The sequence below is a fragment of the Aliidiomarina taiwanensis genome (assembly GCF_003987015.1).
Taxonomy (GTDB): Bacteria; Pseudomonadota; Gammaproteobacteria; order Enterobacterales; family Alteromonadaceae; genus Aliidiomarina; species Aliidiomarina taiwanensis.
The window spans coordinates 36,876-51,203 of record NZ_PIPQ01000007.1 but is presented as its reverse complement, the minus strand read 5'-3'; the positions used below and the strand labels follow the sequence as shown (position 1 = coordinate 51,203).

Annotated in this window: 10 protein-coding genes and 1 pseudogene; 6 read left to right on the top strand and 5 right to left on the bottom strand. The window is 49.4% G+C overall.

Annotated features, from left to right (window positions below):
- Positions 1–55: 55 nt before the first annotated feature.
- Positions 56–754 carry a VC0807 family protein gene (locus CWE15_RS09975; protein WP_126757942.1) on the top strand — a complete coding sequence of 233 codons (699 nt, stop codon included), beginning with the start codon at positions 56–58 and terminating at the stop codon, positions 752–754.
- A gap of 27 nt (positions 755–781) precedes the next feature.
- Positions 782–2,140 carry a hypothetical protein gene (locus CWE15_RS09970; protein WP_126757941.1) on the top strand — a complete coding sequence of 453 codons (1,359 nt, stop codon included), beginning with the start codon at positions 782–784 and terminating at the stop codon, positions 2,138–2,140.
- Positions 2,141–2,151: 11 nt separating this feature from the next.
- Here CWE15_RS09970 and CWE15_RS09965 read toward each other — a convergent pair whose 3' ends face one another.
- Positions 2,152–2,613, bottom strand: coding sequence for a methyltransferase family protein (locus CWE15_RS09965; protein WP_126757940.1), 462 nt, complete (start codon positions 2,611–2,613; stop codon positions 2,152–2,154).
- A gap of 185 nt (positions 2,614–2,798) precedes the next feature.
- Between CWE15_RS09965 and CWE15_RS09960 the strand changes: the two genes are divergently transcribed.
- Both CWE15_RS09960 and CWE15_RS09955 read left to right on the top strand, forming a co-directional pair.
- Positions 2,799–3,425, top strand: coding sequence for a YiaD family glycine zipper/OmpA-like lipoprotein (locus CWE15_RS09960; protein ID WP_126757939.1), 627 nt, complete (start codon positions 2,799–2,801; stop codon positions 3,423–3,425).
- A 116-nt stretch (positions 3,426–3,541) separates the two neighbouring features.
- Entirely contained in the window at positions 3,542–6,721 is a 3,180-nt protein-coding gene (locus CWE15_RS09955) for an amidohydrolase family protein (RefSeq protein WP_126757938.1), read from the top strand.
- 55 nt (positions 6,722–6,776) lie between these two features.
- Here the strand turns inward: CWE15_RS09955 and CWE15_RS09950 are convergent, their stop codons facing one another.
- The 3 genes from CWE15_RS09950 to aceB form a co-directional block, all read right to left on the bottom strand.
- Positions 6,777–7,721 carry a LysR family transcriptional regulator gene (locus CWE15_RS09950; RefSeq protein ID WP_126757937.1) on the bottom strand — a complete coding sequence of 315 codons (945 nt, stop codon included), beginning with the start codon at positions 7,719–7,721 and terminating at the stop codon, positions 6,777–6,779.
- A 118-nt stretch (positions 7,722–7,839) separates the two neighbouring features.
- Positions 7,840–9,162 (bottom strand): isocitrate lyase, encoded by a 1,323-nt coding sequence (gene aceA / locus CWE15_RS09945; RefSeq protein ID WP_198675012.1) that lies wholly within the window; start codon positions 9,160–9,162, stop codon positions 7,840–7,842.
- Between the two features lie 32 nt (positions 9,163–9,194).
- Complete coding sequence (gene aceB / locus CWE15_RS09940) at positions 9,195–10,781, bottom strand: malate synthase A (protein WP_126757936.1); 1,587 nt, start codon at positions 10,779–10,781, stop codon at positions 9,195–9,197.
- A gap of 309 nt (positions 10,782–11,090) precedes the next feature.
- Here aceB and nhaD point away from each other — a divergent pair.
- A pseudogene (gene nhaD, locus CWE15_RS09935) lies at positions 11,091–12,530 on the top strand (sodium:proton antiporter NhaD).
- A gap of 4 nt (positions 12,531–12,534) precedes the next feature.
- Here nhaD and asnC read toward each other — a convergent pair.
- Positions 12,535–12,981, bottom strand: a complete 447-nt coding sequence (gene asnC, locus CWE15_RS09930) for a transcriptional regulator AsnC (protein WP_126757935.1) — start codon at positions 12,979–12,981, stop codon at positions 12,535–12,537.
- Positions 12,982–13,141: 160 nt separating this feature from the next.
- Here asnC and asnA point away from each other — a divergent pair, with 160 nt between their 5' ends.
- Entirely contained in the window at positions 13,142–14,101 is a 960-nt protein-coding gene (gene asnA / locus CWE15_RS09925) for an aspartate--ammonia ligase (protein ID WP_126757934.1), read from the top strand.
- Positions 14,102–14,328: the final 227 nt, after the last annotated feature.

The following is a 14,328-nucleotide window of genomic DNA, read 5'->3' as shown; positions in this document are numbered from 1 at the left end:
TGGCATAATACCTTGTTTGAATAGTGATGATAAGTAGTCGGAGTAATTGAAAAAGATGGGTCAGCCTCAGCAAAAGCAACCAAGTTTTTTGGTTGAGTTAGTATTTAACATTGTTATCCCTTCGCTTATTCTTATGAAATTTAGCGGGGAAGGCGTCTTAGGTCCTGTATATGGCCTGATTATCGCCTTGCTGTTTCCTTTGTGTTACGGCTTATGGGACTCGGTAGTAAGGCGCAAACTGAACCTGTTTTCCGTGTTGGGGTTAGTGAGTGTTTTGCTGACTGGCGGAATTGGTTTATTAGAATTAGACCCCAAATATATTGCCATTAAAGAAGCAGCCATACCGGCTATTATTGGTGCGGTGGTGTGGGCCAGCCAATACACCCGCTTCCCCTTGGTGCGTACCCTGCTGTTAAACCCAAAGGTGATGGACACAGAGAAGCTGGAACAACATCTTGCACAGCACCAGCAGACGGACGCTTTTAAACACACGCTGCACCGTGCAGGTATAGGTGTTACCGGCTCTTTCTTTCTCTCGGCTACACTTAACTATGTGTTAGCACGTATGATTGTAGTCAGCCCAGCCGGTACGGAAGCCTTTAACCAAGAAATAGGGCGTATGACAGCGTTAAGTTTTCCTGTCATTGTGTTGCCAACCATGATTATACTGCTAGGGTCTATTTTTTATTTGTTTTGGAAAATTAAACGTTTAACCGGCGAGTCGATCGAATCTTTTATTCGCGATAAAGAATAACACTATGTAATTTGCTAGGAGCCGTCGTTGCTGCATGTTGACCTGAAAGATAGCTTTCACTTACGTATTACGCGTGAGCTAGGTGACTTTCCTGAGCATTCCTTTGATGCTTGTTTGTTTGTGCCTGGGGAACTTGCCCTGACCCCAGAAGTACTTGAAGAGCGTGTGTTTTATCAACAGGGCATACAAATACATAGAACCTACCAAAGTACCGCCACCCTCGAACCTTTGGTGCGTAGCCGACTGATTCGGCGCATGAACCGAGAAAAAGGGCGTCCTGATCCGCAATATCGTTTGAGTATGAGTTTGTATGGTTTCCAGTATGTGACAGCCATGGAACAGGCTGTGCATAAAATTCTACAAGGCGACAAGCAAGATCTTCGGGGTGAACTAGGCGAATTGATTGAGCTGAGTAGCACGATTCTTGGGCGACTGCGCCGTAACCGGCCAGAAGATGGTACCTTGGCCCTGTACTTTACTAATATCGATAACTATGTGTCTTGGCTGACTGAACAGCAGTTTTTAAAGCTGGCTGCCGAGCTTGAGTTTCAAGAAAACGAGCTCGACTTGAAAGAGCTACTTATGCGTATTGCGCGTCGTGAGTCCAAGTATCGCGACGACTTGGAATATAACTCGGCGCGGGTGAGCCAAGACAGTATTCGGATGTCGAATAAAATGCGCTTACTGCGCCGCTTGTTAGAGCACCCTGTGTCGATGCGACGTGTGGGCATAGAGCTGGGTGAGCGAGAGCAAAAGCTTCTGCGGGCTGGTGTGACGGCTGTGGTAATGTCGTGTGTGTCGTTTTTAGTGCTGCGCACCCGCGACGCCTTAGGAGACATTACGGCTATCTTTTTACTTGTGCTGGCGCTGCTGTATGCGGTGCGTGAACTTTTCCGAGAAGACTTGCAGAAGAAGCTTTGGAACTGGCTGCGTAAAGGGCGACCAAAATGGCGCTATCAGTTTATTGATGTGAACTCGGAGCAAACCGTGGGCACGGCATTGGAGTGGTTCGACTATAAAAAATTTGAAGACTTACCCGAGCACATTCGCAGCGCACGACATAGCAGCACACAGCAGCGTGAGGAAACGGTGATTCGTTTTCGCAGTTATTCAAAAATGTTGCCAGCGCGCTTTTTAAGCGGTTATGCAGGTACGCGTGAAACCATTACCTTTGACATGTCGTTACTGCAGCCGCTGATGAACCAAAGCACCTACCCTTTGTATAAGCTGCAAGACGGTCAAGTAGAGCGGGAAGACGTGGAGCGTCGCTATGTATTCAACCTGGTAACCTGCGAGCGGGTGGGCGGGAAAAAAGAAAGCATTCAGCGCTGGAAAGTGACCATGAACTATTCACGTATCATTAGTGTGGAGCCAAGCGACACATAGCAATGTTGTGGCTAAAGCCAGCGGCGCACCTGCGTTTTGTATTGTGCATACACAGCGCCAAACTTTTTCTGCATAAAGCGTTCTTCTGGAATTATTTGAAAACGATTCATATAAAGAACAAAAACCACAAGGAAAGCAGCGGACAAAAGGCTACTTAAAAGTACAGCCCATGCACAGAGCATAAGCAAAAAGCCTAAGTACATTGGATTGCGGCTGACCTGATAAATACCAGAGGTCACCAAATGCGCTGATTGCTCTGGTACGCGTGGGTCGACGGTTGTATCTGCTTGCCGAAATGCGATAACACCAAGAGCCGCGCAAATAACCCCTGCCAACAATAGACCGACAGATAAATAAAGCGCTGCTCCGTGCAATGCGGTGCTAGTAGGCGCAGGGCTGGCAACTGCCCACATAAAAACGGCCGTGAGTACAACGAGCACCAAGGGGGGGACCTTTAACTCCAGAGCTTTCATTGGGTATTCCTTCTTACGCAGTTTATACGAGCGGACTGTAAGAGTATGTTTGTTTTTATTTAATTACAATTGGTTGCTTTTTGGGCGGTATTGGCAAGGCGAGCGTAAAGAAGCTGCAAATAGGAAGAGTTGGCACTGGCACCAATGTTAGCGTTGCTGTAAAGCAGTAGGAAAGGAGACATGCAGTGAAAAAATTATTATTGGTGGTGTTGGTTTCTAGTTTAACTTTAGCCGGATGCGAAAGCATGAGTAATGCCCAGAAAGGTGCCTCGATAGGGGCCGTTGCCGGAGCTGTGATTGGTAAAGGCACCGGAGACCATGACAAAAAGCGTTATGTGTGGGGCGCTGCTGTGGGGGCGTTAGCGGGTGGTGCCATCGGCTCGTATATGGATAAACAAGAGCAAGAGTTCCGTGAAGAGTTGGCAGACAGCGGTGTACGGGTGATTCGGGAAGGCGATAACTTGCGTTTGCAACTGCCAAGCAATATTACCTTTGCCTTTGATAGCGCAACCATTTCACAAAGCTTTGAGCCTGTATTAATTGATGTGGCAAAAGTGTTGAATAAATACGAAAAAACCACCTTGTTGGTGCAGGGGCACACGGACAGCACGGGCGCAGCCTCATACAACCAGCAGTTGTCTTTGCAGCGCGCGAATGCGGTACGTAACCACCTAGCAGGGCGTGGCGTTGACGTGCGCCGAATGACCACCGAGGGATACGGACAGACCATGCCAGTGGCGGACAACAATACGGAAGCGGGCCGCCAGCTAAACCGTCGGGTTGAGCTACGCATTGTGCCGAATAAAAATTAAACCAAAGGACCCCCCATTTATTGGTCGTAGGAACACACCGTTTGATCGTAGTGAGCTAGACATATTCTAGAAACTACTTTAAAACAAATTTATAACTAATAAATGGGGATGTTGTTATGAGTAAGTATGCAAGGTTGCTTCCTGCGCTAGGGCTTGCGGCCCTGGTGTCTGCGCTACCTACAGCCTTGGTCGCTGAAGAGTCTTGGTCGGTTGCAGAGCCGCAAGGCGAATTTAAGTCGGTACAAATTCAAACCACAGAAGGCACTTGGATGAGTGTTGATATTAGCCCCGATGGCCAATATGTGGTGTTCGACATGCTTGGTGATATTTACCGTATGCCTGCTGCAGGCGGCGAGGCTGAGCTGCTTCGCGGGGGTATAGGCTGGCACATGCAACCAACCTATAGCCCGGACGGCGAGTATATTGCGTATACGTCGGATGAAGGCGGTGGCGACAATATTTGGGTGATGAAGGCTGACGGCAGTGAAGCCTGGCAGGTGACGAAAGAAAGCTTCCGTTTATTAAATAGCCCTTCTTGGAGCCCTGATGGCAACTTCATTGTAGCTCGTAAACACTTCACTGCTCGCCGCTCTCTTGGCGCAGGTGAAATTTGGATGTACCACCGCACGGGTGGGCAAGGGGTTATGCTGACAGCCCGTCCGAATGACCAAAAAGACTTAGGCGAGCCGGCTTTCTCGCCAGACGGTCGCTATGTGTACTTCTCGCAAGACAGCACGCCCGGCCCTATTTTTGAGTACAGCAAAGACTCGGGCAGCGGTATTTATTCGATTAAACGCTATGAGCTTGAAACGGGTGAGATTGAAACGGTCCTGTCCGGCTATGGGGGTGCGATTCGTCCGACGCCTTCCCCGGATGGTAAGTATTTAGCATACGTGGCGCGTGACGAGTTCCAAACCAAACTGTATGTATACGACCTGCAAACCGGTGAGCGCACGGAGGTGTACGACAACCTTTCGCGTGATATGCAGGAAACCTGGGCTATTCATGGTGTGTACCCAGCCATGGGGTGGACCGATGACAGCAAAGACATTGTGTTTTATGCCAATGGTGGCCTGCACCGTGTGAACGTGGCCAACCAAGAGGTTGCAGCCATTCCTTTCTCGGTGGAAACCACCAAACAAGTGCAACACACCCTGCGTCAGCAGCAGCCGATAGAAGAAAGCACCTTTGATGTGCGTATGTTACGTAATGTGCAAGTGTCGCCGGCCGGTGACAAAGCTGTGTATGAAGCCCTTGGCCACTTATATGTGCGGAACCTGCCCAATGGTGAGCCTGAGCGGTTAACCCAGCGTGAAGGAAAGTTTGAACAATTCCCTTCATTTTCTCGTGACGGTCGCTACCTGGTGTACACCACTTGGCATGACCAAGAGCAAGGGCAAGTAATTGTCCGCGACTTACGCCGTGGTTCCGAGCGTGTCTTACCCACAGGCAAGGGCAAGTTTATTGAGCCTGTGTTCTCGCCGGATGGTAAGTCCGTCGTGTATCGCAAAATTCGTGGTGGGTATTTAACCAACCCTGTTTATGGGCTAGAAGCTGGGCTTTACCACTTTAACCTAAACAGTGATGCGCCAGAATTTATTGCCAAAAACGGCTCGAAACCACATTTTGGTAGCAGTAACGACCGCGTGTACGTGCAAGGTTGGAGTGCTTCAGGCCCAACGCTGGAAAGCATCGACTTGAACGACCACAGTCGCCGCACCCTATACACTTCGAGCCACGCCACGGAATACAGTGTTTCGCCTGATGGTGAATACCTAGCGTTTGCCGAGCGTTTCCGAGTGCATGTCACGCCTTTTGTTGAGCGCGGCCAACCTATTAGCATTAGCCCAAGCGACAGACAGTTCCCTGTGGAGCAAGTGTCGAAACGTGCCGGCGATAATATTTCTTGGACCCACGACAGCTCTCGTTTGTATTGGTCACTTGGACCAGAACTTTACTCGGCTTCTTTAGAAGGCATGTTCGACATTGGGGCTGGTGAGCATGAGTTAGTGGCTGACGGTACCAATATTAGCTTTAGCCAGGACGTATATGTGCCGGAACAAACCGTTGCTTTTGTAGGCGGCAAGGTGGTCACCATGAATGGTGAGGAAGTCATTGAAAATGGCGTGGTTGTGGTTGAAGGCAATAAAATTGTTGCTGTGGGTGAACGTGGCCGTGTCCGCGTGCCCCAGAATGCTCGGGTGATTGACACCAGTGGCAAAACCATTATGCCTGGCCTTGTCGATACCCACGCACATGGTGCACAGGGTGAACAGCAAATTATTCCTCAGCAAAACTGGGTGATGTATGCGGGATTAACCTTTGGTGTTACCACCATTCATGATCCGTCGAACAACACCGCACAAATATTTACAGCCAGTGAAATGCAACGAGCTGGAAGCATTGTGGGGCCGCGTATTTTCTCCACAGGTACAATTCTTTACGGTGCCAATGGACCTGGGTACACAGCCCATGTGGACAGCTTGGACGATGCTTTATTCCACTTAGAACGGATGAAGAAAGTAGGTGCCTTCTCGGTGAAAAGCTACAACCAACCGCGGCGTGACCAGCGCCAGCAAATTGTGCAGGCTGCGCGTGAGCTAGACATGATGGTGGTGCCAGAAGGTGGCTCTTTATTCCAGCATAATATGAGCATGGTGGTAGACGGGCATTCGTCGATTGAGCACTCGATTCCTGTTGCCAATATGTACAGCGACGTGAAACAGCTGTGGCAAGCAACAGAAACGGCCTACACGCCAACTCTAGTTGTTGCCTACGGGGGTATTTGGGGTGAAAACTACTGGTATGCACACACGAACGTGTGGGAGCACCCGAAACTTTCTAAGTTTGTGCCAAAACGTATTTTGCAGCCGCGCTCGGTGCGTCGTGAAATAGCGCCTGAGTCCCATTACAACCACTTCAACATTGCGCGTGGTGCGAAAGAGTTGCAAGACGAAGGCATTATGGTGACCACGGGTGCTCATGGACAACGTGAAGGTTTAGGTGAACACTGGGAAATTTGGATGTTGGTGCAAGGCGGTATGACGCCGATGCAAGCATTACGTGCGGCAACCATTGATGGGGCTCGCAGCCTGGGTATGGACCATGCCATTGGCTCTCTTGAAGCAGGGAAGCTTGCGGACATTATCGTGATTGACGGCGATGTGCTTGAAGACATTCGTCAGTCGGACCGCGTTACCCACACCATGGTGAATGGCCGCTTGTTTGACGCTGACACCATGAATGAAATGGGCCGCAATGCCAAAGCACGGCAGCCCTTTTATTTTGAAGAGTAATAAGTAAGTGTGAGACCAAAAAGCCAACCTGCGAACGAGTGCAGGTTGGCTTTTTTTATACCTGAGCGTTGCGCTCTGCCACTTCCGCCAATAAGCTGCGAAACCAGCGGTGCCCTTCGTCGTGCTGTAACAAAGGGCTCCAAATCATGCGCAGGTCTATTTCAGGAATCGCAAATGGCGGCTCGCGCAGCACAATGTCTGGGTTGTCTTTATATAAAGTGGCTGCTTGCAGGGGTAAAGTTGCTACGAGGCCTTCAAGAGCTAAGTGCATTGCCACATGGTAATTCCGGGTAAATACTTTGATTTTCCGGGTGTAGCCTAAGCGGGCCAAGGCATTGTCGACCCAGCCGAGTTTTTGCACCGCGTCTGGGGTCATACCTATGCCCACACCAAAGCCTGTTTTACTGACCCAGCTGTGGTCTGCTTTTAAGTACTCTTCCAAGGTGTAATGGCGTAATAGGGAGTGGTCTTTGTGGACCAGACAGGCAAAGCTGTCGTTCCACAAAAGCTTTTGGTGAAACGACTGAGGTAAGTCGTCAAAGCGGTTAATAGCCAGGTCGACTTTGCCGTTCTCTACGTCGTGAAAGTCCACGTCGCTTGGTGTCATTAAGTCGAGGGTAATGTGTGGAGCTTGTTCCCGTAAGGCGCTTAGCAAAGGAGCAATTAAGGTAGAAGCGGCATAGTCTGAGACCATAATACGAAACACCCGCTGGCTTTCTGCGGCCTCAAAGCTGCGCGTAGGCTGAATGACTTCTTCTACGGAGTATAAAATTTGTCGCACTTGCGACTTCATACCCAAAGCCCGCTCTGTGGGAATCATGCCTTCGCTGGTGCGCACTAAAATAGGATCGTTCAATAATTCACGCAGGCGTTTAAGGGCATTGCTCATGGCCGGCTGTGTAATATTTAGCTGTTCGGCGGCCCGAGTGACATTGCGTTCACGCAGAAGAGCGTCGAGGTATGTGAGAAGGTTGAGGTCGATTTGCCGAAAATGATTCATGGCCTTGCTGCCTTGTTTATAATTATCATTACGCTGAATTATAAAGCAGTAAAGGATAGACGCAAACTATACAGCAAGAGAAGCAGGGCTTCTTGTTCACGAAGCCCTGCTGAATGTGTTAGAACTGCTCTTCTTCCGTAGACCCGGTGAGCGCGGTTACGGACGACTGACCTCCTTGAATAACATTGGTCACATCGTCGAAGTAGCCCGTGCCCACTTCTTGCTGATGAGCTACGAAGGTGTAGCCTCTGTCGGCTGAAGCAAACTCTTCTTCTTGAAGCTTCACGTAGGCCGACATGTCGTTGCGAGCATAGTCGTAGGCAAGGTTGAACATGTGATACCACATGTTGTGCACACCCGCTAAGGTGATGAACTGGAACTTGTAGCCCATAGCGGCCAGTTCGCTTTGGAACTTAGCAATGGTGGCGTTATCGAGGTTACGCTTCCAGTTGAACGACGGCGAACAGTTATAGGCTAATAGCTTGCCAGGATATTTAGCATGAATGGCTTCGGCAAACTGGCGCGCTTCTTCTAAGTCTGGCTTTGCCGTTTCACACCACACTAAGTCGGCGTAAGGAGCGTAAGCAAGCCCACGTGAAATAGCTTGTTCAATGCCAGGTTGTACGCGGTAAAACCCTTCGGCTGTGCGCTCGCCTGTTAGGAAAGGCTTGTCGTTGTCATCCACGTCGCTGGTCAGTAAGTCGGCCGCGTTTGCGTCGGTACGAGCAACAATCAGGGTGTTTGTTCCTGCTACATCAGCCGCGAGTCGAGCAGCTATTAGCTTTTGCACCGCCTCTTGGGTAGGCACTAGCACTTTGCCGCCCATGTGCCCACACTTCTTCACCGAGGCAAGCTGGTCTTCAAAGTGAACGCCAGAGGCGCCGGCTTTGATCATGCCAAGCATGAGCTCATAAGCATTGAGCACACCGCCGAAACCGGCTTCAGCGTCGGCTACAATGGGGGCAAAATAGTCAATATAGTCGGGGTGGCCAGGGCCAATGCCTTTGCCCCATTGAATTTGGTCTGCACGCATAAAGGAGTTATTAATACGCTCAATAACTTTGGGGACAGAGTCCACCGGGTAGAGTGATTGGTCGGGGTACATGCTAGCAGCAGAGTTGTTGTCCGCAGCCACTTGCCAACCCGACAAGTAAATGGCTTGAAGGCCTGCTTTCACCTGTTGTACGGCTTGTCCGCCCGTTAACGCCCCGAGTGCATTTACATAGTCTTTGCCAAATTTGTCTTTGGCTTTACCGTTAATTAAACGCCATAGTTTTTCTGCGCCTTGCTCTGCGTGGGTGTAGCTCACTGGGCGCGATCCGCGTAAGCGAATCACGTCTTCAGCACTATAAGTGCGTTCAACGCCGGTCCAGCGTGGGTTTGTGTCCCAGTTTTGTTGTAATAGCTTGACTGCTTCTTGCATGTGCGTTGGTGTGCTCATCGTGGTGTCCTCAATGTAGTTATTTATAAGACTTACAAGTAGTTGTAACCAGGTATGGTAAGAAACTCAGTGAGTTCGTCTGTCGTGGTAATGTCGTCGAGTAGGGCTTTGGCTTGGGTGAAGTGTTCCGCCTGCCAGCGAGCGTCGCCCACTTCCTTGCGTACGACTTCTGATTCCTCGTCAAGCATGGAGCGGAATAGCTCTTTTGTGACTTGCTTACCATTTGCAAGCTGTTTGCCGTGCTGTATCCATTGCCAAATGGACGTACGTGAAATTTCTGCGGTTGCGGCGTCTTCCATTAAGCCATAAATTGGCACGCAGCCATTCCCGGACATCCAAGCAGCGATATATTGCAGTGCCACGCGTATGTTGGTGCGCATGCCTTCTTCGGTGCGCTCGCCTGCACTTGGGGCAAGCAAGGTTTCGGCGGTAATGGACGCGTCTTGCTGGCGCAGAACGTCTAGCTGGTTGGGTTTGTCACCTAAGTAAGTGCTTGCTACTTCACGCACAGTAGCGGCTAAGCCTGGATGGGCAATCCAGGTACCGTCGTGGCCATTGCTAAACTCAAGTTCTTTGTCGGCCTTTACCTTTTCTAAAATAATGTGGTTTTCTTTTGCGTCTTTGGACGGAATGAAAGCGGCCATTCCTCCCATGGCAAAGGCCCCGCGCTGGTGACAGGTTTGTATAAGTAGGCGTGAGTAGGCACTTAAAAAGGGCTGTGTCATGGTGACCACTTGACGGTCGGGGAGTATTCGGTCGCTATGGGCGCGTAAGGTTTTAATGTAACTGAAAATGTAGTCCCACCGACCACAATTTAAACCGACAATATGCTCTTTTAAGGCGTATAGTATTTCATGCATTTGAAACACAGCAGGCAAGGTTTCAATTAACACTGTACTGCGAATAGTGCCGGTGCGGACGTTAAATTTGTTTTCTGTGTAGTGAAAAACGTCACTCCACAATTTAGCTTCTTGGTGGTGCTGTAACTTCGGCAAGTAGAAATAAACGCCACTGCCATTTTGCATGCGGGTTTGGTAGTTATGAAAAAAATACAGGGCAAAGTCGACGAAAGCGCCGGGGACAGGCTGCCCGTCGAGTAAAATATGCTTCTCGGGAAGGTGGAGACCGCGCACACGGGCAATTAATAGGGCCGGGTTTTCTTTTAGCTTGTATTCCTTGTTGCGTTTTGTGTCGTAGTAGTCGATGGTGCCTAGGTTGGCGTCGCGTAAGTTTATTTGCCCCTGCACCATACTGTCCCAGGTGGGTGAAAGAGAGTCTTCAAAGTCAGCCATAAATACGTCCACATCCGCATTTAAAGCGTTGATGATCATTTTGCGCTCGACTGGGCCGGTAATTTCAAGTTGACGCTTCTGCAAGTCCTGTGGAATAGAAGCCACCTGCCACACGCCGTCGCGGATAAATTGGGTGGCAGGGTCAAAGTCAGGAAGTTGCCCTGCGTCATACTGGGCTTGGGCGAGTTCACGCTTTTCCATAAGCGTTGGCACACGGGGGCCAAACTCCTGACAGAGCTCCACAAGGAACTGCTGAGCTTCAGGAGAAAAAATGTCCTGATACTCAGGCTGAAGTGGTTGAGTAAACTGAAGTGTTGATGTGCTCATAATAAACCCCGTCTTGTTAAAATGCTGTTGAGTTCAGTATGGCGGTACCTTTTGTATTCACGCAAGACATGGCTTCTTATCTTCATCATAACCTTGGTGAATAAAGGTGTGGATGCATTTGTTACGTTTAGTTTCCAACGAGCCTATTAGCTAGGCTGCTTCTCTGTAGCGCTATCAACCAATTATCTACACGTTGTGTTATTCTTCGCACGCTCTAAGCGAGAGCCCCTTATAGCGGCTTTCCACAGCCTGTAAGGGTTGCGTTGAAAGTCGTGCTTCCCCCTATTGACGACTGGAGACCTTGTTCAAATGAAACGCAGCATACTTTTGCTCATAGTATGGTTTGCTCTATTCTTAAGCCCGTCGGCATTCGCTGCTGAAGGCGCTCCCCTCGACTTGACACACTCTATGGTTGGCTTTTTGTGTATCGGCATTTTCACTCTTGCATACCTATTGGTGATGGGGGAAGAGCGCCTACATATGCGAAAGTCGAAGCCGGTGCTTGTGGCAGCTGGTCTCATTTGGATCATCATAGGTATTGTGTATGCCCAACAAGGGTTTGATGAGGCTGCAAAAACTGCGTTTCAGCATAATCTAATGGAATTCTCAGAGCTGATGCTGTTCCTTCTAGTGGCTATGACCTACATAAACGCATTGGAAGAGCGACGCTTATTTGATGCTTTAAGGGCCTGGCTCATTCGAAAAGGCTTTACTTATAAGTCGTTATTTTGGATAACAGGTGGCTTGGCCTTCTTTATTTCACCCATAGCCGACAACTTAACCACGGCGCTCCTTATGTGTGCTGTGGTGTTAAAGGTTGCTGAAGGCGATCGCAAGTTTGTCAGCATTAGCTGCGTTAATATCGTGGTCGCCGCAAATGCGGGCGGGGCTTTTAGTCCATTTGGTGACATTACTACGTTAATGGTTTGGCAAGCGGGTGAAGTGGCGTTCCAAGAGTTTTTAGCGTTATTTGTTCCCTCAGTAGTGAACTACTGAGTGCCGGCCATGGTGATGAGCTTTTTTGTAGCCAACAAAAAACCCACCGCGCTAACGGAAGAAGTAGAGTTAAAGCGCGGGGCTTTACGCATTACCACCCTGTTCTTGTTAACTGTTGCGACAGCGGTAGCTTGTCACAGCTTACTTAACCTACCACCGGTGCTTGGCATGATGATGGGCTTAGGTTATTTGCAGTTCTTCGGTTACTTTTTGCGTATGACCCTGCCCGGCTCCCTTGCTAGAAAGCGTGCTATGGCAGAGCGTGCAGGGGATGTGGAGCGCATGAAGCGTCTAGGCAGCGTGGTCCCTTTTGATGTGTTTAGCCGAGTTGCACGAGCCGAATGGGACACTTTATTGTTTTTCTACGGCATTGTGATGTGTGTCGGCGGGTTAGGCTTTCTTGGCTATTTAAGTTTTATGTCAGAGCTCTTGTATACCCAGTGGAACGCAACGGCGGCCAATGTCACCTTAGGGGTTGTTTCTTCGGTTATTGACAATATTCCGGTGATGTTTGCTGTACTGTCCATGTCGCCTGATATGTCTCATGGTCAGTGGTTGCTAATTACTTTAACTGCAGGAACAGGCGGAAGCTTGCTTTCGGTGGGCTCTGCTGCCGGTGTGGCGCTTATGGGAGCTGCGCGCGGTTATTATACGTTTGCTAGCCATTTGAAATGGACGCCGGTTATTTTGCTGGGCTATGTCTTGAGTGTGTTAACTCACTTATGGTTAAACAAAGCCTTGTTTTTAATTTAGCAGGCTAAGGCAGGAAAGGTCGCTGGATAGGCTGCTCTAGCGAGATAAGCGTGTCTGTAGACTGCACTTCCTCGATGACTTGTAGTCGCTCTACCAACAAGCGTTGCAAGTCGTCGATACTGCGTACTAATACCTTAATAAACACACTGTATTGGCCGGTCGTGTAGTGAGCTTCAACTACTTCCGGCAATGCATTCAACTTTTCCAATGCCTTCGGATAGTCGCCTGCTTTACGCAGGGTAATACCAATAAAGCAGCAAATGTCGAAGCCTAGAGCCTTTGGGTCTACCTTCAGTTCAGTACCGGTAATAACACCGGCCTTTTTGAGCTTCTCAACACGGACGTGAATGGTCGCCGGAGAAACCGCTTGCGCTTTGGCTATTTCAGCATAAGAGCCCCGGGCATTCTTTTGTAATGCGTGCAAGATGGCTCGGTCTAAATTATCGATCATTCAGTTTAGCTCCCTTTTTTGCGAGGTTTATTAGTGGTTAGTTAATTATATTTGCTATTTGTTTAAATAAAATAACGCATATGGCTATTTTTTTTAAAGAGTATTGTATCTTCTTATGGAGTGTTTATTAATACGTTAAATGAAGTGTAACGAGGTAAGCATGAAAACAGCATTTATAACACGCCAACAGTCTGTGCGATGGATTAAACAACATTTTAGCCAAGCCTTGTGCGAGCAGCTTGCATTGGTGGAAGTGGAAGCTCCCTTATTAACGGATCCGCAACAAGGGGAACAAGACACCCTGTCGGGTAACGAAAAGGCGGTGCAAGTGCCAATAGCCGCTTTAGCGAAAAACTACGAAGTGGTGCATTCATTGGCGAAGTGGAAGCGACAATTGCTAGCCGACTATCACTTCCCTATTGGACAAGGCATTGTAACCAACATGAAGGCGTTACGGCCAATGGAAGATGTGTATAGCCCCATTCACTCTGTCATGGTTGACCAGTGGGACTGGGAACAAGTAATAGCTGAAAACCAACGTAACGCCGTGACCTTACGATTAGCTGCTGAAAGCATATTTGCAGCCTTAAAAAGCACCGTGGAGAGGTATAACCAAGCCTTTGGTGGAGCCGTAAGCCTGCCGGAAAAACTAGGGTATGTAACCAGCGAAGACTTACTACGTAAATATCCACATAAAACTCCGAAGGAGCGGGAGCATGCGATAGCGAAAGAGTATGGTGTGGTGTTTATTCAAGGCATAGGCGGGCGGTTAAGCAACGGAACCCTGCACGACACGCGAGCACCTGATTATGACGACTGGCAGCTGAACGGTGACTTATTGGTTTGGAGTTCGGTACTGCAGCGTTCCATTGAACTCAGCTCCATGGGGGTGCGGGTGGATAAGCAACGGCTGATGGTCCAGCTCACGGAATTACAGCGGGAGAAGGAAAGCCTTCAGCCTTGGCATCAGCGTTTATTAAGTGGCGAGCTGCCAGCCACAGTAGGGGGCGGCATAGGCCAGTCACGGCTGTGCATGTGGCTCATGCAAGAGCCGCATATTGGTTATGTTCAAGCGAGCGTGTGGCCAGAAGAGGTGAAGCAGCGGTACGGGTTTGTGTAAAGCGCTTGGGTTGTGCGTTATGCAGTGCATGACCTACAAAAAAATTAAAGGCTGAATTCCAAATATAAAAAAACCGCCACAAGGGCGGAGGGGTTGGAGTTGATATTTAAGGTGAGTGTTCGGGCGGCGGAATGCTCGCCCCATCCCTGGGGCTCGGCCTTCGGCCCGCACTGCGTGCGTCCAAAAATGTTCCAGACATTTTTGTCGAACCAATCGGTGGTTCTCAT